The sequence below is a fragment of the Brevibacillus soli genome (assembly GCF_044759095.2).
Classification (GTDB): domain Bacteria; phylum Bacillota; class Bacilli; order Brevibacillales; family Brevibacillaceae; genus JBIYSM02.
Genome location: NZ_JBIYSM020000002.1, coordinates 17,130 through 41,936 on the forward strand (window position 1 = coordinate 17,130; position 24,807 = coordinate 41,936).

The following is a 24,807-nucleotide window of genomic DNA, read 5'->3' on the forward strand; positions in this document are numbered from 1 at the left end:
GTCACCTTTCTTTTATTCGTTGAAGCGCGTAAAACAACGCAAACTTTGCTGCGCGCCCAATGATCGCCTGTCGTCTTCCCGCCAGTCGAATCTCTTTTACAATCGTAGACTGGCCTTCGCTGGCTATTCCGATATACACCAGTCCCACCGGCTTTCCTTCCGATGGATCAGGGCCTGCCACGCCTGTCACGGCAACACCGTGGGTTGTCCCCAGTTTCACTCGCACGTTTTCAGCCAGCCTGCGGGCTGTTGCCTCACTGATTGCTCCGTGTGTGGCCAAAATGTCTTGGGGAATATCGAGCAGTTGGTGCTTCACCTCATCGGTGTAACAGACGATCCCTCCGTGGAATGCCGCGGAACTTCCGGGAACGGAGGTGAGCAAGGATGCAACCGTTCCGCCCGTACAGCTCTCCGCGCAAGCTATTGTCTCACCGCGCTCGGTCAATTCTTTCACTACCACTTGGTTCAGGGAGGTCTCACCTGTCGCGTAGACGTATTCCCCCACGCGTTCACGGATCTTCTCTTCCACGGGGACAATCAGGCTTTCCGCCTGCTCCACCGTAGCCGCACGTGCCGTAATGCGCAGGGTGACCTCGAATTCTTTGGCATACGGAGCAATGGTCGGGTTTGATTGCTGCTCGATCAGGTCGAGCAGCCGCTCTTCCAAAGCCGATTCCCCGATTCCGTAAAAACGCAGCACACGGGAATGAAACACCTGCTTTTGTGGCAAGAGTCCGGTCAAAAACGGCATCACGTAACGGTCCACCATCGGATACAATTCGCTCGGCGGTCCGGGTAACAGCACATAGGTCTTTTCCTCGTGGCTGACTGCCATTCCCGGTGCCATGCCGTGGTCGTTGTGAAAAACGGTACTGCCCTCAAGGACGAGCGCCTGTTTCCGATTGTTTTCCGTCATGGCAATGCCACGCTGATCAAAAAACGACTGAATCCGCTCCATGGCAAGCGCATCGGTTTCCAAGCCGACGCCGATATGCGCTGCCACCGTTTCCTTCGTCAAATCATCCTGGGTAGGGCCCAGTCCACCGGTAAAGATAATCAGGTCCGACCGTTCAGCCGCCTGTCTGATTACTTGAGTCAGGCGCTCACTATTATCGCCCACAACTGTATGGAAGTAAACGTTTACGCCAAGTTCAGCCAGTTTTTGCGAAAGGAATTGGGCGTTTGTATTGGCGATCTGGCCGAGCAACAGTTCCGTACCGACAGCAATTATTTCCGCTCTCATGTCCCATCATCCATTCTCTCTTGTACTGAAAAAAAGAGACCAATACCACTAGATTAGGAGTATTGGATGACATTGCGATTTTTTGCAAAATAGTCGTAGCCGGAGTAAATGGTGATGATCACCATTGCCCAAATCGCCACGGTATCAAACGGGATGCCAAAAATTTCAAACGGAAAATTGCGGATAATGACTGCTGTAATCGCGACGATCTGTACCCAGGTTTTCAGTTTGCCAAGTGCGCTGGCCGCGATAACCTCCCCTTCCGCAGCCGCCACCAGCCGCAATCCCGTAACCGCAAATTCACGGCTGATGATAACGATGGCAATCCACGCCTCCAACCGCTGCATTTCCACGAGAGAGATAAGAGCGGCGGAAATAAGCAGCTTATCCGCCAATGGATCGAGGAATTTCCCCAAGTTGGTAACGATTTTGCGCTTCCGGGCGATATACCCGTCGAGGCCATCCGTACTGGCAGCCAAGATGAACACCAATGCCGCAATCAGCTCGTTATACGTCATCGTCAGGCTGCCAATGGTAAAGGAGCCAAATTGATAACGTACGAGCAAAAAAAACATGACAACTGGCACCAGGAAAATCCTGGCAAGAGTGATGCGGTTGGCGAGATTCACCTAGACTACCTCCCCGGCCAAATCGTATTCGTACGAATGCGTAATCCTCACTTTCACAATATTGCCAAGCTCGCCCTTGTAGCCGGTCACAAACACTTCCCCGTCTATCTCAGGCGCGTCGTACTGCGTACGTCCCACGTAAATGTCGTTGCGACCTTCATACCGCTCGATCAATACATCCAATTCCTGACCGACAAAACGGCTGTTCCGCTCCGCGGCGATCTCCCGCTGAATTTCCATCAGGATGTTGGCACGCTTTTCTTTGGTCTCTTCGTCCACGTGGTCCGGAAGGCGAGTCGCCGGCGTGTCGTCTTCGTTGGAATAGGTAAAGACACCCAGACGGTCGAACTTGATCTCCTTTACGAACTCACAAAGCTTCTGGAAATCTTCTTCCGTTTCTCCCGGAAATCCGACGATCAGCGACGTGCGGACAGCCACGTCGGGCACTTGACTGCGAATTCGCGCCACCAGTTCGCGAATGTCGCGCTGACGGCCTGGGCGCCGCATTTTCTTCAGGATGTGGTCTTCCGAGTGCTGCAGCGGCATGTCGATGTATTTGCACACCTTGGCGTTGGCCGCGAACGTTTCAATCAGCTCGTCCGTAAAAAATCCCGGATAAGCGTAATGCAGGCGTATCCACTGGATGCCCTCCACTTCCGCCAAACGGTTCAACAGCTCCGGCAGCATGTGTTTGCCGTCGTAGATGTCGGTTCCGTAGTTCGTCGAATCCTGCGCAATCAGACTGATTTCGACGATGCCTTGCGCAGCCAGATGGCGGGCTTCCTCCACGATCGACTCGATGGTGCGGCTGCGGAATGCGCCGCGCATTAGCGGAATGCTGCAAAACGTACAGGCGTTGTCGCAGCCCTCGGCAATTTTAATATAGGCGGAGTATGTGCCGGCTTTCACTTTTCGCTTTACGACTTCCTCGTAGGTAAAAGCCGGATTTCCCACATAGATCGGCTTCTTGCCGGCGAGGGACTCTTCAATGATATCGGTAATCGACATAAAGTCCCCTGTTCCGACAATGCCGTCTACTTCCGGTATCTCCTGCAGAATATCTTCCTTGTATCTTTGTGTGAGACAGCCTGCAACCACCAGGGATTTCAGCTTGCCCGACTCTTTCAGATCCGCCATGTCCAGGATTTTGTTCACGGACTCTTCTTTGGCGGCATCAATAAAGCCGCATGTATTGACAATCACCACGGTTGCTTCTTCCGGATTGTCTACCAATTCGTAGCCTTTTTCATCGATCAGATGGGCCATCATGTCCGAATCAACAAGATTTTTCTCACAGCCCAACGTCACAATCGCGACTTTTTCTCGCGTCTTTTCTGTCATTTGATTTCCTCCAATTACGTCGCACCTACCCAGATTACACCTATCCAGTATAATATAAGCCCTTGGGAGTGTCAAAAAAAGTAGCGCACGCAAAAAGGCAAGCATTTCGCTCGCCTATTGTGTCAATGTTGGTTGGATTTTTACTTGTATGTTAGATGTAACCTTCATTTTCGCTGTCTCTACGGGTTGATCGTTTACTGTCATCTCTACCGCAGACGGTTTTCCGAGTCTGACGAAAGCGGTTTTTCCCAGTTCGACGACTTTCTCTTCTCCCTTTTGAAGCGTTCCCTCTACTTTAAACTTCTTTCCTTTTGCTTCGGCAACTCCAAACCAGCATTTATCCTGAACGGCCTTGAGTTTTACCGTGATTTTCTCCCCGCCCGCCAGCGTGTAATTGTACAGCGTTCCTTGCTGAGATTCAAAAGCAAGCGCCGGTTTCTGCTCCTGTGGTGCCGGTGTGGTTAACGGGGGCTGTTCAGTGGTTGCCGGAGGCTGCGGTGCTTGAGCGGCCGGGGGCGGCGTTACCGGGGTCCCAGCGGCTCCCTGCGGCTGAGTCACTTCCGGGACGATTGCGTTGTTGTTGCCGGGAACCGGCCTCGTCTCCAGGTCGTTGCTGTTGACAACGGCGATGTAAATCACACCGATAATCAAGGCAATAAACAGCACCAGCAGTGTCTTCGTTACCCAGCGGCCCGCCTGCAGCGGCTGACTGGCTGCGGCAGCCCGTCTGCGCCGCAATCGCTCCACCTGTTCTTGAGGAGGATGAGCCGGGAGATCTGACTGGAAGTGGCTCATGATGTGGTTGGGGTCGAGTCCCACTGCCTCTGCATAGCTTTTGATAAAAGCCCGGGCATAAAAATGGCCGGGAAGTACGTGGAAATGCCCCCTCTCTATCGCTTCCAGATACCGTCGCTGTATCTTGGTGATCCGTTGGATGTCGTCAAGTGAGATACCCTTTTCCTCACGTGCCCTCTGCAGAACTTGGCCAAGCTCAGACACAACTTACCCTCCTTACGTCATTTCAAAAGTATCAAAACCGCGATTGGTGATCAGCTCGTACGTGATCTCCTCATCCGGATGGTGGCGCAGCTCGATGATATAGTGAAAATCGGACAGTTCGTACTCCGACTCGCGTACGAAGATATCAGGGTGTTCAACAATTTTTGCCGCCGGAAAGTTCATGATTTCCCGCAACAACGAATGGTGTTTCTCTGTCGAGCGAAGTGTCGACACAATCCCATCTATTAAATATACATGATCAGGCGTCATCTCATCAACGGCAAGCGAGCTGCGCACAGTTTGCCGCAGCAGTGTAGAAGAAATGAACGTCCATCTTTTGTTGGCGGACACGCTGGCAGCAATCATCGATTCAGTCTTGCCCACACGCGGCATGCCCCTTATGCCGATCAGCTGATGTCCTTCCCTTTTCAAGATCTCAGCCATAAAATCAACGAGCAAGCCCAATTCGTCGCGAATAAAGCGAAATGTCTTCTTGTCCTCACTGTCGCGTTCTATGTATCGCCCGTGGCGAACCGCCAGACGGTCCAGCATGGTTGGCGGTCGCAGCCTTGTAATGGTTATGTTGTCCACTTTTTGTACGATGCTGCGCAAGATCTCAATTTTTTCGTCGTCGTCTGTTGTCATCAACATTCCGCGCCGACTGTTTTCGACACCGTTAATCGTGACGATGTTAATGTTGAGCATTCCCAATATAGAGGCTACATCACCGAGCAGACCAGGACGGTTCCTGTAGATTTCGTATTCCATGTACCACTCTTTTTGTTCTTTTGCTTCCATGGCGATCCTCTCCAGCACCCAAAATTCTCTTCTTAGTATAACACGTTCCGAACAATCGACAATGAAAGAAAAGAAAAATCCCCAGGTTGTGGGGATTTTGCGGGTCAGTTTCCTTGCGTGACATTGTCGGGGCTTTGCACCAGTTTTACCATCATGGCAGCCAGAGCGCGTCTTTGCTCTTCATCACCGGCTTCCCAAAGCTGCTTCAACAGGCGCTCCTGATCGTTTTTCGGTTCTACTTGCGAGGACAGATAATCTCCGACTTGATACGCAACGTTTTGAAGCGTATCGCTTTTTATCCCCGCTTGCGTCGCCTGCTCTACACGTTCACCGAGAAATTGCTTCCAGTCTTGAAAATTGTCAAGAACCGACATCGAGAATTCCCTCCTTCAGATCTTTACGAACAGAATTCTGCCCGCACACAGGTAGAATTCCATCTTCGCGAGGAAATTATGCATCCATCACCCTACGTGTACCAGCCCCCGTTGGGACTGATGATCTGCCCGGTGAGATAGCTCGATTCCGGGGAAAGCAGAAACCGTACGACAGCTGCGACTTCTTCCGGAGTACCCAATCGATTGGCGGGAATTTCTTCGGCAATCATCCCGATCTCGTCCGGAGAAAAACGCTGCATCATGCCGCCCTCAATCGCACCTGGAGCCACGGCGTTGACGGTAATCCCGTTGGGGGCGAGCTCCTTGGCGAGCGCTTTGGTAAAGGTGTTGACGGCTCCCTTTGTCAAGGAATACAACACCTCACAAGAGCCGCCCGTCAATCCCCAGATGGACGAGATGTTCACGATGCGGCCATAGCGCTCCCGCAGCATGGCGGGAAGTGCAGCCTGTGTCACAAAAAAAGCGGAGCGCACATTGAGGGATACCAGCTCGTCAAACAAGACCGGCGTGACATCGGAAAAAAGTCCGACGTGATCGGCTGAGGCGTTGTTGACGACCAAGAGCGGCTCCACCGGCATCTGCTGATACATCGCGGCAATCTGCTGGACGTCGCGCAAGTCAGCCTGCAGGGCAAGGGCTGGAACTCCCCGTTCATGACAGAACTGTAGAATTGGTTCCAGCTTGTGGCCTGCCTGATGATAATGCAATACCAGCGGAATTCCTATCTGGGCCAGCGAGAGACTAACGGCCTGACCGATCTGACCTGATGCCCCTGTAATCAGCGCCCATGGCGTTTGCTGCATGGATATTCACTACTCCTGTTGCGCGGCAGAACGAACGATGGAAACGGACATTTGCTGTGGCTGAAAGTGCTGTTTCAGTCGCTCTTCCACCTCTTCGCGCGTAATCGACTCGAGAAGCGGCACTACGGAGAACAATTCGTTTCCGTTAAATTTATAGCTGGTAAACTGGTTGGCAATGAACTCCACCGAGTTGAGCGAACGGAGATAATGACCAATTTTTTTCCGCTTGCTCCGCTCAAAATCATCCGCTTCGATCCCCGTTTGCTGCAGGGTAAGGAGTTCCTGTTTGATCGTCTCCACCAGCTTTTCCGGATCAGGCGTATCGCCGCCCAAAATGGAATAGGCGTAGTCACGCTCACTGCTGTAGTCGCAATCAAAGTTTTCCGTAATCATTCCGCTGTCGTACAGTTTCTGATACAAAGCGGAACTGCTGCCGAACACGATGTCCAATAACAGTTTAGTCGCAAGCTCCCGTTTTAACAAGGCTTCTCCGGTCAAACCCGTGTCCGCTTCCTTAAAGCCGATCAAACACTTGGGGAGTCCGACTGCAAGGTGATGCTCCACCCGTTCTTTCGCCACTGGTGCGGGTTCTTCCGGGTAGATTCGCTCGATCTGCGGTGCCGGAGGAAACTCTTTTTTCGCCTGATTGTCTCGAATCAACAGCATGACCGCTTCCGGTTCAAACGAGCCAACCACCAGCAGGAGCATGTTGGCCGGGTGATAGAACGTTTCGTAGCACTGGTACAGCATGTCTTTTGTAATCTTGGAGATGGACTCAATCGTTCCGGCGATCTCGATCTTGATCGGATGTTTCTGGTACATGGCCTTCAGCAGATTCATGTACACTTTCCAATCCGGATTGTCGTCGTACATCGTAATCTCCTGCCCGATTATGCCCTTCTCCTTTTCTACGCTTTGCTCGGTGAAATACGGCTCCTGGACATAATCCAACAGCAGATTCAGGTTTTGCTCCAAATTGTCCGTGCAGGAAAACAGGTAAGCCGTCCGGTTAAAGCTGGTAAACGCGTTGCATGAAGCCCCGTTCTTGCTGAACGCATGCATGACGTCCATGTCTTTTTTCTCAAACATCTTGTGCTCGAGAAAGTGGGCGATCCCGTCCGGAACGTGGATTTCTTCTCCTGCTCTGGTTTTAAAATGACTGTCGATGGAACCGTATCTCGTAGTAAACACGGCGTAGGTCTTGCTGAAGCCCTGCTTGGGAACGAGATAGACCTGCAGACCGTTGTCCAGCTTGTCGTGATATACCGTTTCCTGCAGTTGTTCAAAGGTAGTCGTTTGCACGGTTACGCTCCCCCTTTCTTGTCACGCAACAGGTAAATCGTATCCATTTCGACCTTTTCGGCGACACGGCGCACATCGTCTACGGTGACGCTTTCCATCTGGTTCAGCATTTCTTCCAACAGCCGTTTCCGTCCGCTGATGATGCCGTTGTACGCAAAGTCAATCATCATCCGCGCGCTGTCCGACAGCTCGCGGAACTGGTTGGCCAGCGTTGCCTTGGTCTGGTTCATTTCCTCTTCGGTAATCTTCCCCTGGCGCATGAGTTCCAGCTGTTCTTTTATGATGGTGACCGCCTTTTCGTAATTGGCGACATCGATTCCGGACATCATCATCAGGATGCCTTTGTGGCTTTCCAGCCGGGAGACCGCGTAATAGGCCAGACTTGCTTTCTCCCTCACATTGACAAACAGCTTGGAGTGGGGAAAGCCGCCCAGTACGCCGTTGTAGACCAGCAGGGCGGGATAATCGTCATCCTTGACCGTAATGTTCGTTCGGCAGCCGATGTTCAGCTTGGCCTGATTGACATCCAGACGTTCCACTACTTCGCGGACCTCAGCCACCTGTTTCTGCACAGTGGCGTCCGGCAGCGTCCTGGTTTGCGAGCGCTCCAGCTTCAGATGCCTCTGTACGAAATCCGTTACACTTTCCTGGTCCACATCACCGACGACGAACACGTCAACCGGGTTTTGCGAAGTCAACTCCCGAAAGTACTGGTACAGATTTTCCCCGTTGATGGACGGCAGATCTTCCACGCGACCGTTAACCAGCAGGGCAAACGGCTCTCCCTTGCACATCTCGGCCGTCACCCGCTGGTTGGCATACTTCATCTTGTCGTCGATCAAACTCTCAATCCGCTTGCGAAGAGATTCTTTTTCCGCACTGACGTACTTCTCGGCAAACCCGTTCCCTTCCCGGTACGGACGTGCCAGCATGTCTCCGACGAACTGAATGGCCTGCTCCAATAGCGACGTTTCACCGGACAGGAATTTTTCGTTCGGCACCTCCATGTACACGTGGAGGATTTGCCGTTCCCCCTTTTTTACGACATCCACATCAAAGATGGCGCCGTATAAAAAGTCCAGGTGCTCCCGCAGTTGCTTGGTGTCGGGAAAGCGCTCCGTCGCCCGTTTCATGACCATGGCCAAGAGCGCCGTCTTGGTTACATATTCTTCAGATAATTCCTGTTGAATCATGACAACGATCGTCGTTGTCTTAAACTTGGATGTAGGCAGGATATGTACGTTGATGCCGTTAACCTGAGACGAGTGAAACACAATCTCTTTGACAGGCGCGATCATGTTGACAGTCTCCCTTCTGTATCAACTTACTCTTCCTTATTGTAACCAATTGGAGGTGAAAAACCCACCCGGACATCGCTTTCGCTCAGCCGGGCGGGGCCCGGTATGTGCCGAGCGGGATCCCTTGCTGATGTCGGCTAGGGCCCCGACTCCTTATCTTTAGACTGTATACGATAAAAGGCGAGACTCATCGTTCTCGCCTCTTTCCTATTCTCATTGTTATGCGCCAAGGTACGTCTGTACCACTTTTTCGTCGTGCAAAAGCTCTTCGGCTTTTCCCGTCATTTCCACCGTGCCTGACGATAAAACGTAGCCCCGGTCGGCAATGGAAAGTGCAGCCATGGCCAGCTGCTCCACAAGAAGAATCGTCTTTCCTTCCTGCCGCAGCTGTGTGACGGTGTCCAGGATCAGCTTTACGTACAGCGGAGAAAGTCCCATGGAGGGTTCATCCAGTACGAGAAACTCCGGATCAGACATAAGGGCGCGGGAGAGGGCCAGCATCTGCTGTTCGCCTCCGGAAAGGGTCCCCGCTTGCTGTTTGGCCCGTTCCTTAAGCCGCGGGAAGCGGGTGTATTCCCGCTCCAGCCACTCTTTCACCTGCTTCGGCTGCTGTTTGATCCTGGTATAGGCACCGAGGATCAGGTTTTCTTCAACGGTCTGGTCGCCAAACACCTGCCTCCCCTGCGGAACGTGGCCGATACCCAGACGCATGATGGCGTGAGCCGGTTTGTCGTTCAGCCGTTCTCCATTGTAATGGATATCTCCCTGTCTGGCTTTTACCAGACCGGTAATCGCTTTGAGCAGTGTCGTCTTCCCTGCCCCGTTTCGGCCGATCAGCGCGACGATCTCCCCTTTTTCCACGTGCAGGTGAATTCCTCGAAGCGCTTCGGCCATCCCGTAGTTGACATGCAAGTTACTTACCGACAACAAGCTTCGTCACCTCCTCGCCGCCCAAGTACGCCTCAATGACCTGCGGGTGGCTTTGAATATAGGCTGGATCTCCTTCGGCGATTTTCTTGCCGAAATCAAGCACGGTGATGTTATCGCAGACGTTCATCACGATTTCCATGTGGTGTTCCACCAGCAGGATTGAGATGCCGATCTCCTTCAGGTCGCGGATGACCTTCATGATTTTTTCCACTTCGTAGTGACTGGCCCCTGCCGCCGGCTCGTCAAGAATCAGCAGCTGAGGTTTCACCGCCATCGCCCGCGCAATTTCCACCAGCCGCTGTTCACCGTAGGAGAGGTTGGCTGCAGTCTCGTGCGCCTTTTCCGCCATGCCGACGAAAGCCAGGAGACGAAACGCTTCTGCTTCAAACTGCCGCTCTTCTTTCCAGAAACCTCGCGTGTGCAGCAGATTGGAAACAAAACCGGTGCGGTAGTGCAGATGAAACCCGACCAGTACATTTTGCAGCACTGTCAGCTCGTGAAACAGTTGGAGGTTCTGGAATGTGCGGGTTATGCCTACCGTCGCCATCTGATAAGGGGGATAGGAAGTTACATCGCGGCCGTTCCAGAAAATGCTGCCTTTTGTCGGGACGTAAACCCCTGACAACACGTTGACAGTCGTACTCTTTCCCGAACCGTTCGGCCCGATCAGCCCCCGAACTTCCGGACCGCTCAGGGCAAAGCTGACTTCATCGACGGCCCGGTATCCGTCAAATTCCATGACCGCCTGTTCCACCTGCAGGGTCGTTTCGGACCGCTCAGCCGCCCAGTGAATTTTGCTGCCATCCTGCACCAAAACTTCCGGCCGTTGGGCTTCTTTCTCTTCCTTTTGTTTCAACAGGCGCTGGGCACCGCCAACGATGCCGTCCGGCAGTACGATCAAGCTGAACAAAAGAATGGCTCCGAAAATCAGCAAATGGTAATCGTACAAGCTTTGGACCCATTGCGGCAAAAGGAAGATAATCACCGTTCCAATGAGCGGTCCCAGCCGGGTTCCCGCTCCCCCGACGATGACGCCCACCAAAAACAGGATGGACTTGTCAAACGTAAACGTATCACTGTTGAAATAAGCATTTTGGAAGGCGAACAGCGCACCGCCGATTCCGGCAAGGCATGCGCTTAACGCGAAAGCTAGCACCTTCCAGTTGCGTACATTAACTCCCACGGTTGCCGCCGCAACCTCACTGTTGCCCATGGCCCGGAACGTGCGGCCGACACGTGAGGTAAACAGGTTGTCAACGAGGATGGTGACGACAATCGTGAGAAGACAGATGAACCAGTAGTAATGGACGACGTCCAGATGAAATCCGAACAAGTCAGCCTCGGGAAGGTAAAGCCCGGCCGGTCCGCCGGTCAAGTCAACCCAGCGGTTGGCAATGATCTCGATCAGCAAGCCAAACGCAATCGTCACCATCGCCAGATACGGACCTTTTGCCCTAAGCGACAGCATGGCCACGATGCCGCCGGCCGCCGCACACACAGCCATGCCAATCAACAGACTGATCACAAACGGAACCCCGGCAATGGTACAAAGCCCCGTCACGTACGCTCCGATCGCGTAAAATCCCGCGTGACCAAGCGATAGCTGACCGGACAGGCCAACCAGCAGATTGAGTCCGACTACGACGATGTACGTGTACAGAAAGCCTTGGGCCATGTGGACGTAATATGAGCTGGGCAACACCCATGGAAAGGCAAACAGTGCGACGCCGATCAGACCGTAGATGAGCCATTTTTTCATGTCAGAATTTCTCCTTCACTTTTTTGCCTAACAGCCCCTGCGGCATGAAAATCAGCACGATCAGGATAAGGGCAAACGCACTGGCGTCCTTGTACGCGGAGCTGTACAGAGAAAAGACCTGTTCGATGACTCCCAGGAGCAGTCCGCCCAACAAGATGCCGAGCGGATTTTCCAAACCGCCGATAATGGCGGCTGCAAACGCTTTTAATCCCAGAGTCGCTCCCATGAAAAAGGCGGTATTGGTAATCGGTCCGACAAGTATGCCTCCCAGTCCCGCCAATGCGGAGGAAAGGGCAAAGGCGAGGATCGCCATGCGACGCGGGTTGATTCCCATCAACGATGCGGCGTCAGGATTAAAGGCAACCGCAGCAAGCGCTTTTCCTAAAAGCGACTTGTTTAAAAAGAAAAACAGGCAAGCCATGATGACTACGGCGCTGCAGGCGACAAACAGCTCGTGCTTGGTGATCCCGATCTCCCCAAAACGGTATACTTCACTTCCAAAAGGGGAGGGGAAGGGAATGACATTCCTTCCCCAGATCAACATCGCGATATTGCGCAGCATGATGGAGACGGCAACGGTGCTTAAGATCCAGCCGATGGAGAGAAAATGCTGGAGTGGGCGGATCGCGATGCGCTCCAATCCCCATCCGAGCCCGCTCATCGCAGCGAATACCAGCACGATGGTGACGACGACGGCCAGGAAGACGTTGACCCCGGACGAGGTCAGCGCACCGAGAGAAGTAAGGCCGAGCAGCGCCCCCATCATGAGGAAGTCCCCTTGACCGAAGTTCATCGTCCTTGTGGTGATATAAGTGATGTAATAGCCTTGAGCAATAATCGCGTAGATGCTGCCCAAGATGAGGCCACTTACCACTGCTTGCAGCAAGTGAATCCCCTCCCCTCATAATGATGGATGACCAAATCTACGGTTTTACGATGATGCCTTCTTTGTAAGTGGCAAGGAACATGTTTTCACTGGTCAGCGCTTCATGCTGTTCCTTCGTAAACGGCTTCTCGCTGATAGCGGTCACACCTTCAAAGCCTTGCATGTTCTCAATCGCATCGCGTATGGCTTTCGGGTCGGTGCCTGCTTTTTTCACCGCTTCCAAAATCAGGCGCGTACAGTCATAACCTTGTGCAGAAGCGATTGGGAAGATATCCTCCCCGAATTTTGCCACCACTTTTTCGTGGAACTTCTTCGCTTCCTCGCTCTGATCCACGGTAAACGATTGGACCATGTACACATCCTTGTTTACCAGATCGCCAACCAGCTGTTTTACTGTCGGGTCGCCCATCGCCCAGGACGCAACGGTGATCGGGTAGTAGTTCAATTTTTCACGAGACTTCAGGTATTGCGCGGCTTCCGGTGCGAGACCGTAGAAGATGACGACCTCCACGTTGGCGTTGCGCATTTTGGTCAGCTGCGATTCCATGTTGGTATCGTTTACCTGGAAGCTTTCCACCGCCGTAAACGACAGGTTGTACTTGTCTTTCAGCACCGCCTCTGCGTCGGCTTTTCCGCCTTGGCCATAGCCGGTTGTGTCATGCAGCAGACCAATTTTGGTAAATTTTTTCTCTTCCACGATCCACTTCAGCATGGTTTCCACTTGTCCACGATCGTAAGGACTGACGCGGAAGATATAGTTTTTGTCTTCTTTTGCATAGGTCTGGGTAATCGCCGTACCCGTCGCTACCGGAATCACTTCAGGGACACCTGCTTCTTGCGCGAACTTCACGTGTGCCTTGGCGTTGCCCGAGTTCGCCGGGCCGACAAAGGCTACGACCTTATCCTGCTGAATCAGCCGCTGAACAATTTCCACCGATTTTTCCGGTTTGGCCTCATCATCGTACACGACCAGCTTCGCTTTCATGCCATTGGCGCCGCCTGCGCTGTTAAACTCCTCCACTGCCATCTCAGCCGCCCGTTTAACGGCTTCGCCAAATTTGGCCGTACCTCCGCTAAACGAGATCGCCAGTCCGACATGAAACTCGCCGCCGCCGCTTTGTGCTGCAGTCGACGGACTTCCGCTCGGCTGCTGTCCGCCGGCCTGACCGCCGCTTGGCTGATCCAGCTTCGGACCACAAGCCGCTAAACCTAGAGTCAAAATCATTGCAATCGACAACCAAAGCTTTGCCTTTTTCACTTCAAGAACCCCCTTGTAATTTTTCTACATACAGAATGGAATGACAAATCAGTGCATGACATAACCGCCGGAAATATTAATCGCCTGCCCCGTAATCGATGCGGACTGATCGGAGGCGAGGAAAACCGCAAAATCACCGATCTCTGCAGTGTCTAGCAGACGATTTTGCGGCACCTGCTTGAGAATTACTTCTTCGAGTACCTTTTCCGGTGTCACACCGTAGCCGGATCCAAGGTCTTCCAGCTGATTGCGCACAAGCGGGGTATCGACAAACCCGGGACAAATCGCATTGCAAGTCACCCCCGAATCTCCCGCCTCTACCGCTGTCACGCGCGTCAAACCGATGATGCCATGCTTGGCGGAGCAGTACCCCGCTTTGAACGGCGCTCCTATTTTTCCGTTGATGGAAGAAATATTGATAATTCTTCCCCAGCGCCGTTCTTTCATTTTGGCGAACACGGCCTGCGTAGCTACAAACGGACCGACAAGCATGACGTCAATCAATTTTTGAAACATGGCAGGCTCAAAGCTCTCGATGGGGGCGACGTATTGAAATCCCGCGTTATTGACGAGAATATCGACGGAGCCCAACTGCTTCTCGCAGCTTTCCACCATTCGATACACGGAGCCGTAATCGCTCATGTCCGCCTGAATGGCAATCTTCTGCTGGCCCCCCTGGGCGGGCAATCCATTGATGGCCGCCTCCGCCTTGGCTGCATCCAGATCGGCGATCGCGATATGGCAGCCCGCTTCGTACATTTTCGTGGCGATGGCCAAGCCTATTCCGCTGGCGGCACCCGTCACGAGTGCTACTTTGTTGGCTAATGAGTAGGTACCCATAAGTCCTCCTTTCTCCCTTGTAACCGTTTTCAATCATGTGAAGTAGCAAATTGCGTGCCAACGCGGAACAGGGAAGAAAAGAGCGTAACTAATAGGCTTGTCGGACGGTATTTCAAGTAAGTGTCGCAAAAATGCAACTACTATATGTAGATAAAATGCGACATGTCGCAATATTGAGATGATTACACTTGCAGCAATTGGTGCTTCTCCAGCTTCCGGTATAAGCTGGCCCGATGAATGCCGAGCAGATGGGCGGCCTGTACCTTGTTGCCTTCACATCTCTTTAGCGCCGCTTCCAAAACCAGCCTTTCCGTTTTTGCCAATTCCACTTCCAAGTCAAGCGACAGCGACTCCCCTTCCCGCACAATCATCTGCCGATCCTGCAGGTATGGGGGAAGATGTTCAAGCTCCAACGGACCATCTTCAGCCAATTGAGCGGCACGTTCCAATACGTTGCGCATTTCACGGATATTGCCGGGCCAGCGGTGAGCCATGAACACGTCCTGTACCCGTTGAGTCAAGCCGGTTACACTGGTGTACAGCTCCTTGTTCAGCTTTTCAATCAGATGTTCGGCGGCCGCAATAATCGAGGTGCCCTGAACGCGCAGGGGAGGCAGATTTATCGTAAACACATGAAGTCGATAGTACAAATCTTCACGGAACTTCCCTTCTTTTATCAGCTGCTCCAGGGGGCGATGGGTGGCAGCAATGACGCGGATGTCGATCGGGATTGGACGGGTGGCGCCAATTCGCTCCAATTCTTTTTCCTGCAGGACCCTAAGAAGCTTCACCTGCATGTCCAACGGCATGTCGCCAATCTCATCAAGGAACAGGGTGCCGCCATGAGCAAGTTCAATCTTCCCAGGCTTCCCGCCCTTCTTTGCCCCCGTAAAAGCCCCATCCTCATAACCGAACAGCTCCGCCTCCATGAGATCCTTTGGGATGGCGGCGCAGTTCACCCTGACAAATGCAGCGTCGGCGCGGGAACTCGCTTCATGAATAGCGTGGGCAAACAATTCTTTGCCGGTGCCGCTTTCCCCGAGGATCAACACGGAGGATTTGGTTTTGGAAATCCGTTTCGCCAAACTGATGGCTTCCTTCATCAGCGGGTGATCGGCAAAAATGTGGTCAAAGGAGTATTTTGCCCCAACCATCCTCTTCAGCTCCTGCCGGTAAAAATCCAGCTTGCGCTCCATAATGTTGTAGCGCTCCACGATGCTTCGCAGCTCCCGCAAGTCACTGAACACGACCTTTCCCAGTGCTCCGACGATCTCGTCTCCTTCCCGAAGCGGCATCCTGCTGACGATGATTTCCCTGTCCCCAATGCGCATCAGTTGATCGATTTCCGCCTTTCCCGTTTCCAGAACGACGTGCATTCGCGTGTTCTCAATCACCTCGGTGACGTGCTTGCCGATCGACTCTTCAATGGTAGTCCCCAGGAAATCGCAATAACTCTGGTTAATCATCGTGATAATCCCGTCTTTATCACACATCAGGATGCCGTCGTACAGCTGTTCCACCAGTTCTTTCAACTGGCGCAGCTCGCTCTCCTGTTCCGAAATCTTGCGGGAGGCATTTTCATAATCCGTGATGTCCTGAAACACGGAAACACCGCCGACGATTTCCCCGTTTGCGGTGTAGGCCGTTCGGTCAACCAAAAACATCTTCTCGCCGAAGCGTATCTCCCGGCGCAGGCTCGGCTTCCCTTCGCGGAGCACCTGCAGCATATCCGTACCCGGTGCAATACTGGTAATGGAGCGGGAAAGTACCTCCTCTAGCTTCAACCCGAGCATCTGGCAGCCGGTGGTATTGACGTGTGTAATGATTCCTTCGCAATCGACGACGATGACACCGTTGTGAATCGATTCCAAAAATTCAATCAAATGTTTCTCCATGCCGCCCCTCCTCTCCCTTCTACTTTACATAAAAATAGGAAAAGAAAAAAGGAGCTAGTTTCCGCTCCTTGTAAAAAATTACAGATCACTGGTATTCCATTCTTTACCATCGTCAAGATCCATCTTGGTCTCAACAAAACGGCCGCAGTCCGGTTGCAGACACAGCATTCCGCGAAGCTGATCGTCCTGAAAAGGCTGACCGAGTGTCCCTCCACAATACGGACAGGTCCACATAGGCATTCTCCTCTGCGATAAGGTTTACCTGTAGTCTGCCCGTTAGAAGAGCTTGCTATTGATAAAAATTTCGCCCAGGAACCTTGGTCAGCCTCTCTAAAAAGCGCGTTAACGGGAGCCGGTTTCGTATGGCTTGCCCAGCGCTGCAGGAGCACTGGAGCGACCGACCACGCCTGCCAGAACGAGGATGGTCAAAATGTACGGAAGCATAAAGATGAATTCAATCGGTACGTATGCCGTCAGCCCGAAGACCTGTACGAGCGACTTGATCGCCTGTGCGACTCCGAAAAACAGCGCAGCTCCCATCGCTCCGCTCGGATGCCATTTCCCGAAAATCAGTGCTGCAAGGGCAATAAAGCCTTGTCCAGAGACGGTGTTGTGGGAAAAGTTGCTGGTAGTGGTGAGGGCAATCGTCGCTCCGCCCATGGCCGCCAGCGCACCGCTGATCATTACGGCGGTGTAGCGCATCCGTTTTACGTTGATCCCAACCGTATCGGCAGCGCGCGGGTGTTCACCGACTGCACGCAACCGCAATCCAAACGGTGTTTTAAACAGGACGAACCAGGAGATGGCCACCAGCGCGAAAGCCACAAAACTTGTCGGATATCCTTCAAAGATGGCGTGGCCCAGATACGGAATGTCTCCTAGAACCGGAATGTCCCACTTTTTGAAAACAGCGGACAACGTCGTGGTTTGACCCGCACCATTAAAGAGAATTTTCGTCAGGTAGACGGAAAGACCCATGGCCAGGAAGTTTAAGGCAACCCCGCTCACCACCTGGTCAGCCTTGAAGGTGATCGATGCGACCGCGTGCGGCAAGGAGAAGATCGCCCCTGCTACAATCGCCGCCATAAAACCGATCCACGGTGCCATGGTCGATGGAGCAGGAAAAGCATCCTGCATGTAAAAGGTGACGACGGCTCCGGTAAACGCCCCCATGATCATCATACCTTCCAGGGCGATGTTGACGACACCGGAGCGTTCCGAGTACATCCCGCCTAAGGCGGCGAAGATGAGGGCAGTCGAGAATACGATGGTATCGTGAACGAGGTTACCAGATATCAACAGCCAGTCCATCAGCTGCCCCCCTCCCTTTTCTTAGCCATCATTGGCTTCAACAAGAATTTCACGATGCCGTGTGCAGCGACGAAGAAGATGACCGAAGCGATCACGACTCGAATCAGCTCGACCGGTACGCCGGCGCCAAATTTCATGCCGGACGCGCCAAACGTCAGCATGCCAAACAGAACGGCACCGAGCACGACTCCGAACGGAGAGTTGCCGCCGATCAGGGCTACGGCGATTCCGTCAAAACCGTATCCTGGCATGGCCGCCATAATCGCCTGATAGTGAAACACCCCGAGGGTTTCGCAGGCACCGCCGATTCCAGCGAACATCCCGCCCATAAACATGGCGGTCATCACATTTTTGTTGACGTTCATGCCGGCATATTCGGAGGCGTGCGGATTCAACCCGACCGCGCGCAGCTCAAAGCCGGACTTGGTTTTCCACAGCAAGATATAGAAAAAGATTGCTGCCAGTACCGCTAACAGTGTCCCCCAGTGCAGTCGGGCACCGCCAAACATGTCGGACAGCCAGCCTACCGTAATGACAGCCGAATCCTTGACAAGCTCGGAACGTTGCTGTCCTTGCGGTACGAAAAACGATTTTAAAATGTAGTTCGCAAAGTACAGTGCAATCCAGTTCAACATGATCGTGGTAATGACCTCGTGGACTCCGCGGGCTGCCTTCAGATAACCGGCAATGGCGCCCCACAGACCGCCAGCCACCGCACCGGCCAGAATCGCCAGCGGAGCGTGAATGTACGGAGGCAAATCCAGAGAAATCCCCACTACTACAGAAGCGAGCATGCCCATGATAAACTGTCCCTCTGCACCAATGTTGAACAATCCTGTACGGAAAGCAAAAGCGACGGACAAGCCCGTAAAAACCAACGGCGTGATCTGCCGTATGGTTTCCCCGAAGTTGTAGGTGCCGCCAAATACTTTCGTAAGCAGCGACGAGTATGCCTTAATCGGGTCGAAACCGCCTGCCAGCATGGCTAACGCCCCCGTCAACAGGCCGAGGACGATGGCAGCAACAGGAACGAGAAACGATTCTTTCGAGAAAATCGTCAGTACTTTATTCAACGTTTCCCCCTCCTTGCATCCGTTTGCCGCCCGACATCATCAACCCCAGCTCTTGTTCCGAGGTCGTCTTCGGATCTACGATGCCGACAATCTGTCCTTCGTAAATCACTGCGATTCGGTCAGATACGTTCATGATTTCATCCAGTTCCAACGAGATCAGCAGAACCGCTTTCCCCTTGTCGCGCTGTTCCACCAATCGTCTGTGAATAAATTCAATGGCTCCGACGTCCAGACCCCGTGTCGGTTGAGCCGCAATCAGCAGATCCGGGTCTTTGTTCACTTCTCGGGCGATGATTGCCTTTTGCTGGTTACCGCCGGACAAGGCGCGCGCCGGAGTGTAGATGCTGGGCGTCCGGACGTCAAATTCCTCGATCAGTTTGGCCGCGTGCTCATCGATGGCCCTGTAGTCCAGGAAGCCGTTTTTGTTGAACGCAGGATGGAAGTAAGTTTCCAGCACCATGTTTTCGCTCATCGTAAAATCTAGCACCAGACCGCGTTTGTGACGGTCTTCCGGGATGTGGGAGAGACCGGATTCGGAGATGTCCCGCGGTGTCTGATTGGTGATGTCCTTGCCCTTTAACAGCACACGGCCCTGTTGGGCTTTGCGCAGGCCGGTCAGCACCTCGATCAGTTCGCTCTGGCCATTCCCATCAACGCCGGCAATCCCGAGAATTTCCCCTGCCCTCACTTCCAGGGAGAGGTTGTTCAGGGCATTTACTCCTCGGTTGCCAAGGGCAGTAACATTTTCTACGGCGAGAATGACTTCCTTCGGTTGGCTCGGCTGCTTTTCCACACGGAAGTTGACCTCCCGCCCTACCATTTTCGCCGCCAGGTCGTCGGGATTGGTATCCTTCACTGCGACCGAGTCGATCACTTTTCCGCGTCGGATAATGGTAACCGAGTCGCAGACAGCCATAATCTCTTTTAACTTGTGGGTAATCAGGATAATGGTTTTCCCCTCTTTTACCAGGTTACGCATGATTTCGATGAGTTCATGAATCTCTTGAGGGGTAAGAACTGCTGTCGGTTCGTCGAATATCAGGATGTCGGCTCCGCGGTAAAGCGTTTTCAAAATCTCCACGCGCTGCTGCATGCCTACGGAGATATGCTCGATTTTCGCATACGGGTCAACCTTCAACCCGTATCGCTCAGACAGCTGCTGCACTTCCTTAACTGCTTGCTGGATATCTATCTGTAACCCGTTCCTCGGTTCATTTCCTAATACAATGTTCTCGGTTACGGTAAAGGGCTCGACAAGCATAAAGTGCTGGTGGACCATTCCGATGCCAAGATCGTTTGCCACATTGGGGCTGGTGATGTTCACCGGTTTTTCGTTGATAAAGATTTCACCTTCGTCCTGTTGATACAAGCCGAACAGGATGTTCATCAAAGTAGACTTGCCAGCGCCGTTCTCACCAAGGAGGGCGTGGATTTCGCCTTTTTTTACGACCAAATTGATGTTATCGTTGGCGACAATGCCGGGAAAGCGTTTGGTAATGCCGCGCATTTCAACTACTGTTTGTACTGAATTCAATCGTATTCACCCCGTTCTCGTGGGTTCTTCCATGTAAAGAACAAGGCTAGCTTTCCACTAGCCTTGTCCGTGTACAGCATGGCTACTTTTATTTCTCAGGTGTCTCAGGTACTTTGATTTCGCCACTGATAATTTTTTGCTTGTATTCTTCTACTGCTTTCAAAACGTCTTCCGGAACGTTTTTCTTGGAGGTTTCGGGGAGTCCTACGCCGTTTTCAGCAAGACCCAGAGCCACTACTCCGCCCTTGAATTTGCCTTCAATCACATCTTTGGATACGCGGTAGACCGCTTCGTCAACACGCTTCATCATGGAAGTCAGGGTTACATCGTCGCCGAAGGTGATGGATTGGTCTTTGTCCACACCGATTACCCAAACGTTTTCGCCTTTTGACTTGCGGTCTTTCGCTTCGTTGAACACACCGTCACCGGTAGATCCGGAAGCGTGGAACACGATGTCAGCTCCTTGACCGAACAGTTGGGAAGCTGCGGATTTGCCAAGGTCAGGCTTGTCGAAAGCACCCGTGTAGATCGGAATTACTTGCGCGTTCGGATTGGCCGCTTTTACACCTGCGATAAAGCCTGCTTCAAAGCGTTTGATAACCGGAATGTCCATGCCGCCAACGAAACCAATTTTGTTGGTCTTTGTCATTTTCGCAGCCACGACACCAACCAGGAAGGAACCTTCATGTTCTTTGAACACAACAGATTCTACGTTTGGTGCCTCTACCACGGCGTCGATGATCGCCAATTTGGCATCCGGGTTCTCTTGTGCTACCTTTTTCACATGGTCACCCATCAGGAAACCGATTCCCCAAGTGAGATCCCACTTGTCCTTTACGAATTGAGTCAGGTTCGGGATGTAGTCAGCATCGCCGGTGGATTGCAGGTAGTTGACGTTTTCTTTCGGCAGGTTCATGTCTTGCTGCAGTTTTTGCAGACCTTCCCATGCACTTTGGTTAAAGGAGTTGTCGTTCACACCGCCCACGTCGGTAACCATACCGATACGAGCAGTCGGAGCTTGACCTCCAGCAGCTCCTCCTTGTCCCTGTTGTCCTTGATTTGTTGCGCCACCGCAACCAGCCAGTAACAGCGAAAGGCTCAGGGTTGCTACAGAAAGGACGGATAATACCTTTTTCATGCCTGAATACCCCCATTTTTCTTGTGGTGAACTAAAAAATTGTTGCGTGAGACTTCCCTCACATTTCATGGCCGTCTTCGCACGACGTGGAAGTGAAACTTGTCTGCCCGAAAGTAATTGTGCGAGTAAAGGACAGCCCGTTCACTCTCGTCGTAGTGAATCTGCTTCAGCAAGAGAAGTGCGGTTTTGGGATCACACTGCAGCAAGGAAGATACTTTTTCGCTGTATCCAATCGGTTCGATATGGGCAACAGCGTAGGCAATGCGAACTCCCGACACGTTCTCCAGCAGTTCGAAGATCGACTCACATTCCTTGCGATAACCTTCGGGCATGAAATGAGCAGGTATTTTATCAATGCAATAGACGACGGGTTCACCGTCGGCGGTTCGGATCCGCTCGACCGTCAGCACGCCCTCTCCCGCATTCAGGGAAAGCCTTTTTCGCTCGTCTTCCCCGGGCTCGGCGAATCCGGAATACAACAAGGTGGTACCCGGTTTCTGACCTTCTCGCTCAATCGCATCCGTCACACTAAAGAGTTCCCCAATACCGCCTGAAAAAACAGGCCGGGTGTTAATAAATGTTCCAACTCCATGTCGACGAAGGACGATTTTTTCTTCTTCCAGCAAGCGGAGTGCTTCTCTAAGCGTGGCCCGGCTTACGCCCAATTGCTTGGACAGAATGGACTCTGCTGGCAGCCGCTCGCCGGGCCGAAGAAGCCCGGATTCGATATCGCTTTTAATCTTGTCCATCACCAGCAAACAAAGCGATCGAAAATTCCCCTTAACACTCATCCCATTCACTCCTGGTCCCTACGAGCAAATCGCAATGGTAGGACGTCAGACCTCTCTTTCACAGTAGACGGCTAACAACAATTTCCTAAAGTCCGTAAAAAATTGTACCCCATGCGACGAGATTCATGCAAGCAAATTTTATCGATCCATATGCCGATCCTTCATATTTGTCAGGAGATGTTGCTCTCGGCAGTTGGTCGAGGCAGGCGGACTTCCCTTGGCTTGCTTCCCTCGTACGGTCCGACGATACCCTGCGCCTCCATCATGTCAATCAGACGGGCGGCACGCGTATAGCCGACGCGAAGACGGCGCTGCAGCAGGGAAGCAGAAGCCGTTTGCGCCTCCGCGACGATCTGCACGGCCTGGTCGTACAGCTCATCATCCACAACCGCCTGCGGTTCTTCCCCCACCTCTTCCGGAATCATCTCTTCCTGGTAGTGAACCTCTTGTTGTTCCTTGACAAACCGGACCACTTCCTCCACCTCTTTGTCGGAGACAAACGCCCCCTGAACGCGGGTCGGCTTGGAGGCACCCATCGGCAGATAGAGCATGTCTCCGCGCCCCAACAGCTTTTCGGCCCCGCCCATGTCCAGAATCGTGCGGGAATCGGCCATGGAGGATACGCCAAAAGCAATGCGCGACGGAATATTGGCTTTGATTACCCCGGTGATCACGTCCACAGACGGCCGCTGCGTGGCGATGATCAAGTGAATGCCGGCGGCACGGGCCATTTGAGCCAAACGGCAAATGGCATCTTCCACTTCTCCAGGTGCGACCATCATCAAATCGGCCAGCTCGTCCACGATGACCACGATATAAGGAAGAGGCGATCCTTGCGCTTGTTGGTTGTACATTTCAATGTTGCGGCTGCCCGTCTTGGCAAACAACGTGTATCGCCGTTCCATTTCCGCCACCACCTTTTTCAAGGCGACAGAAGCGCGGCGGGGGTCCGTGACAACAGGCGCCAGCAGATGGGGAATACCATTGTACACATTCAATTCGACCATTTTCGGATCGACCATCATCAGCTTTACTTCATCCGGCTTTGCCTTAAACAAAATACTCATGATGAGTCCGTTGATACAAACCGATTTGCCGCTGCCGGTTGCGCCCGCTACCAGCAGGTGCGGCATCTTGGTCAGGTCGGCCACAATCGGCTCGCCGGAAATGTCTCTGCCCAGCGCCACCGTCAATTTGCCCGGCGCATCCTGATACTGGGGCGACTCCAAAACTTCTCGCAGGGAGACGACGGCTACCTCTGAATTGGGTACTTCGATTCCGATAGCCGACTTTCCCGGGATGGGCGCCTCGATTCGAATATCCTTTGCTGCCAGAGCCAGGGCCAGGTCGTCCGTCAGACTGACAATGCGGCTTACCTTCACTCCGGTGGCCGGCTGCACTTCATAGCGGGTGACGGCCGGTCCGCGGTGAACTTCGGAAACAATGGCGCTCACACCAAAGCTTTTCAAGGTTTGTACCAGTTTTGCGGCATTGGAGGTGTGGTCGACGTCTTTTCCCGGCGTATACGGCTTCGGCCGCGAGAGCATGATCAAGTCAGGGATGACGTACGGAAGCGCAGGTTGGGCATCCGTCCCCTCCAAGGTACCGAATATTTCTTCATCCCCTTCCAGGGTAAACGTGATCTCCTTGAATGCAGCAGGCTTTGCAGGTGGATTTGTCGCTGTGTCAGGCTCTACCGCGAGGCGCTCGGCAAAGTCGCGGATAACCGGCACGACAGCCGTCTCCTCTTGCTCGCCGCCAGCCACACCGTCGCTGTCTTCTTCCTCGTCCGCGAGTTCGATTGCGTTCGGTTGAGCTTGCGTGCGCTTTGTCTTTTCCTCCCGCGCTTTTCCGGCTTTCTGTCTGCGCTTCTCGCCTTCCTCCTGCAAGAGCAGCACGGATTCCTTCACCGATTCCTTCAGCTTGAAGTAACCGTCTGCTGTTTTGTTTTTCACAAAAAGCAGAACATCGACGTATGACAGGTTAAAGAGGAACATGATTCCGGCCAAAAACAGCAGAATGATGATCAGACCGGTACCAGTTGCACCCACCAGGCCGTTGCACAGCGCGAAAAACAACGCTCCCAGCATCCCTCCTGCCACACCGGTCGTCGAAACGGTCTGACTGTGATCCAGCCACAACCGGTCCCAGGTTACGCGGAGAATGCTTTGATCGGCAAATCTTCCGTCCGCGGTAACCAGCTTGTACAACATCAGATGATCCCAGGTAAGCAAGGCGAGCAAAACCAGAAGGCAGCCAAGAACCCGGTACGTAAGCTGCGGAGGTTTTCGCGTAAACATCATATGTACGGCCATTCCAATCATGAAGAGCGGGATGGTAAAATCCCAGGATCCGGCAACAAAACGGAACAGGAAAGCGAGGACGTTTTTTCCCAACCAGCCGCTTTCCAACAAGCCGATCAGACTCAGAACGATGATGACCAAGCCTAGCAACTCAATTTTGACGACTGAGGCCCATGCCGCATTTGAACGTTTTTTCTCTTTTCTACTCATGGCATGCCTCCTCTTGGTAAAGGTGAAATAACCCACCCAGCTGGAGCTAGCGCTGCGCCGGGCGGGGCCCC

At 53.0% G+C, this 24,807-nt stretch carries 22 protein-coding genes; all 22 read right to left on the reverse strand.

What is annotated here, in order from left to right; all coding sequences use genetic code 11:
- Position 1: 1 nt before the first annotated feature.
- Positions 2-1,243 carry a competence/damage-inducible protein A gene (locus ACE99V_RS00995; RefSeq protein WP_400489094.1) on the reverse strand — a complete coding sequence of 414 codons (1,242 nt, stop codon included), beginning with the start codon at positions 1,241-1,243 and terminating at the stop codon, positions 2-4.
- Between the two features lie 53 nt (positions 1,244-1,296).
- Entirely contained in the window at positions 1,297-1,872 is a 576-nt protein-coding gene (gene pgsA / locus ACE99V_RS01000; protein WP_400489095.1) for a CDP-diacylglycerol--glycerol-3-phosphate 3-phosphatidyltransferase, read from the reverse strand.
- Entirely contained in the window at positions 1,873-3,213 is a 1,341-nt protein-coding gene (gene rimO, locus ACE99V_RS01005; RefSeq protein WP_400489096.1) for a 30S ribosomal protein S12 methylthiotransferase RimO, read from the reverse strand.
- A 114-nt stretch (positions 3,214-3,327) separates the two neighbouring features.
- The gene (locus tag ACE99V_RS01010; RefSeq protein WP_400489097.1) at positions 3,328-4,212 is read right to left on the reverse strand and encodes a helix-turn-helix domain-containing protein; all 885 of its coding nucleotides are present in this window, start codon (positions 4,210-4,212) and stop codon (positions 3,328-3,330) included.
- A gap of 12 nt (positions 4,213-4,224) precedes the next feature.
- On the reverse strand, positions 4,225-5,010 hold the full coding sequence (locus ACE99V_RS01015) for a DUF3388 domain-containing protein (protein ID WP_400489232.1): 786 nt from the start codon (positions 5,008-5,010) through the stop codon (positions 4,225-4,227).
- A gap of 104 nt (positions 5,011-5,114) precedes the next feature.
- Entirely contained in the window at positions 5,115-5,384 is a 270-nt protein-coding gene (locus tag ACE99V_RS01020; RefSeq protein ID WP_400489098.1) for a DUF3243 domain-containing protein, read from the reverse strand.
- 92 nt (positions 5,385-5,476) lie between these two features.
- Positions 5,477-6,214 carry an elongation factor P 5-aminopentanone reductase gene (gene ymfI / locus ACE99V_RS01025; protein WP_400489233.1) on the reverse strand — a complete coding sequence of 246 codons (738 nt, stop codon included), beginning with the start codon at positions 6,212-6,214 and terminating at the stop codon, positions 5,477-5,479.
- Between the two features lie 3 nt (positions 6,215-6,217).
- A complete protein-coding gene (gene yfmH, locus ACE99V_RS01030) occupies positions 6,218-7,510 on the reverse strand; it encodes an EF-P 5-aminopentanol modification-associated protein YfmH (RefSeq protein WP_400489099.1) in 1,293 nt (430 codons plus the stop codon).
- Between the two features lie 2 nt (positions 7,511-7,512).
- Positions 7,513-8,808 carry an EF-P 5-aminopentanol modification-associated protein YfmF gene (gene yfmF / locus ACE99V_RS01035; protein WP_400489100.1) on the reverse strand — a complete coding sequence of 432 codons (1,296 nt, stop codon included), beginning with the start codon at positions 8,806-8,808 and terminating at the stop codon, positions 7,513-7,515.
- A 219-nt stretch (positions 8,809-9,027) separates the two neighbouring features.
- Positions 9,028-9,738, reverse strand: coding sequence for an ABC transporter ATP-binding protein (locus tag ACE99V_RS01040; protein WP_491624833.1), 711 nt, complete (start codon positions 9,736-9,738; stop codon positions 9,028-9,030).
- Positions 9,722-11,497: a branched-chain amino acid ABC transporter ATP-binding protein/permease gene (locus tag ACE99V_RS01045; RefSeq protein WP_400489101.1), complete on the reverse strand. Its 1,776-nt coding sequence runs from the start codon at positions 11,495-11,497 to the stop codon at positions 9,722-9,724. Before ACE99V_RS01045 ends, ACE99V_RS01040 begins: the two co-directional genes overlap by 17 nt.
- A 1-nt stretch (position 11,498) precedes the next feature.
- The gene (locus ACE99V_RS01050; RefSeq protein ID WP_400489102.1) at positions 11,499-12,383 is read right to left on the reverse strand and encodes a branched-chain amino acid ABC transporter permease; all 885 of its coding nucleotides are present in this window, start codon (positions 12,381-12,383) and stop codon (positions 11,499-11,501) included.
- A 37-nt stretch (positions 12,384-12,420) separates the two neighbouring features.
- On the reverse strand, positions 12,421-13,641 hold the full coding sequence (locus ACE99V_RS01055) for an ABC transporter substrate-binding protein (protein WP_400489103.1): 1,221 nt from the start codon (positions 13,639-13,641) through the stop codon (positions 12,421-12,423).
- Between the two features lie 48 nt (positions 13,642-13,689).
- Entirely contained in the window at positions 13,690-14,481 is a 792-nt protein-coding gene (locus ACE99V_RS01060) for a 3-hydroxybutyrate dehydrogenase (RefSeq protein ID WP_400489104.1), read from the reverse strand.
- Between the two features lie 182 nt (positions 14,482-14,663).
- Entirely contained in the window at positions 14,664-16,376 is a 1,713-nt protein-coding gene (locus ACE99V_RS01065; RefSeq protein WP_400489105.1) for a sigma 54-interacting transcriptional regulator, read from the reverse strand.
- Between the two features lie 78 nt (positions 16,377-16,454).
- Positions 16,455-16,610, reverse strand: coding sequence for a hypothetical protein (locus tag ACE99V_RS01070; RefSeq protein WP_400489106.1), 156 nt, complete (start codon positions 16,608-16,610; stop codon positions 16,455-16,457).
- 108 nt (positions 16,611-16,718) lie between these two features.
- Positions 16,719-17,687, reverse strand: a complete 969-nt coding sequence (locus ACE99V_RS01075; RefSeq protein ID WP_400489107.1) for an ABC transporter permease — start codon at positions 17,685-17,687, stop codon at positions 16,719-16,721.
- Positions 17,687-18,760 (reverse strand): ABC transporter permease, encoded by a 1,074-nt coding sequence (locus ACE99V_RS01080; RefSeq protein WP_400489108.1) that lies wholly within the window; start codon positions 18,758-18,760, stop codon positions 17,687-17,689. The genes ACE99V_RS01075 and ACE99V_RS01080 overlap by 1 nt, the downstream gene beginning before the upstream one ends.
- Positions 18,753-20,294, reverse strand: coding sequence for an ABC transporter ATP-binding protein (locus tag ACE99V_RS01085; protein WP_400489109.1), 1,542 nt, complete (start codon positions 20,292-20,294; stop codon positions 18,753-18,755). The genes ACE99V_RS01080 and ACE99V_RS01085 overlap by 8 nt, the downstream gene beginning before the upstream one ends.
- Positions 20,295-20,382: 88 nt before the next feature.
- A complete protein-coding gene (locus ACE99V_RS01090) occupies positions 20,383-21,432 on the reverse strand; it encodes a BMP family lipoprotein (protein WP_400489110.1) in 1,050 nt (349 codons plus the stop codon).
- 65 nt (positions 21,433-21,497) lie between these two features.
- The gene (locus ACE99V_RS01095; RefSeq protein ID WP_400489111.1) at positions 21,498-22,223 is read right to left on the reverse strand and encodes a GntR family transcriptional regulator; all 726 of its coding nucleotides are present in this window, start codon (positions 22,221-22,223) and stop codon (positions 21,498-21,500) included.
- A 170-nt stretch (positions 22,224-22,393) separates the two neighbouring features.
- Positions 22,394-24,736: an FtsK/SpoIIIE family DNA translocase gene (locus ACE99V_RS01100; RefSeq protein ID WP_400489112.1), complete on the reverse strand. Its 2,343-nt coding sequence runs from the start codon at positions 24,734-24,736 to the stop codon at positions 22,394-22,396.
- Between the last annotated feature and the right edge of the window lie 71 nt (positions 24,737-24,807).

Excerpts from the sequence above, each read along its gene's own strand:
- ACE99V_RS01045 (WP_400489101.1), bottom strand. The coding sequence starts at position 11,497 with ATGAAAAAATGGCTCATCTACGGTCTGATCGGCGTCGCACTGTTTGCC.
- ACE99V_RS01015 (WP_400489232.1), bottom strand. The coding sequence starts at position 5,010 with ATGGAAGCAAAAGAACAAAAAGAGTGGTACATGGAATACGAAATCTAC.
- yfmF (WP_400489100.1), bottom strand. The coding sequence starts at position 8,808 with ATGATCGCGCCTGTCAAAGAGATTGTGTTTCACTCGTCTCAGGTTAAC.
- ACE99V_RS01065 (WP_400489105.1), bottom strand. The coding sequence starts at position 16,376 with ATGGAGAAACATTTGATTGAATTTTTGGAATCGATTCACAACGGTGTC.
- ACE99V_RS00995 (WP_400489094.1), bottom strand. The coding sequence starts at position 1,243 with ATGAGAGCGGAAATAATTGCTGTCGGTACGGAACTGTTGCTCGGCCAG.
- ACE99V_RS01090 (WP_400489110.1), bottom strand. The coding sequence starts at position 21,432 with ATGAAAAAGGTATTATCCGTCCTTTCTGTAGCAACCCTGAGCCTTTCG.
- ACE99V_RS01020 (WP_400489098.1), bottom strand. The coding sequence starts at position 5,384 with ATGTCGGTTCTTGACAATTTTCAAGACTGGAAGCAATTTCTCGGTGAA.
- rimO (WP_400489096.1), bottom strand. The coding sequence starts at position 3,213 with ATGACAGAAAAGACGCGAGAAAAAGTCGCGATTGTGACGTTGGGCTGT.
- ACE99V_RS01100 (WP_400489112.1), bottom strand. The coding sequence starts at position 24,736 with ATGAGTAGAAAAGAGAAAAAACGTTCAAATGCGGCATGGGCCTCAGTC.
- ACE99V_RS01095 (WP_400489111.1), bottom strand. The coding sequence starts at position 22,223 with ATGAGTGTTAAGGGGAATTTTCGATCGCTTTGTTTGCTGGTGATGGAC.
- ACE99V_RS01070 (WP_400489106.1), bottom strand. The coding sequence starts at position 16,610 with ATGTGGACCTGTCCGTATTGTGGAGGGACACTCGGTCAGCCTTTTCAG.
- ACE99V_RS01075 (WP_400489107.1), bottom strand. The coding sequence starts at position 17,687 with ATGGACTGGCTGTTGATATCTGGTAACCTCGTTCACGATACCATCGTA.
- ACE99V_RS01060 (WP_400489104.1), bottom strand. The coding sequence starts at position 14,481 with ATGGGTACCTACTCATTAGCCAACAAAGTAGCACTCGTGACGGGTGCC.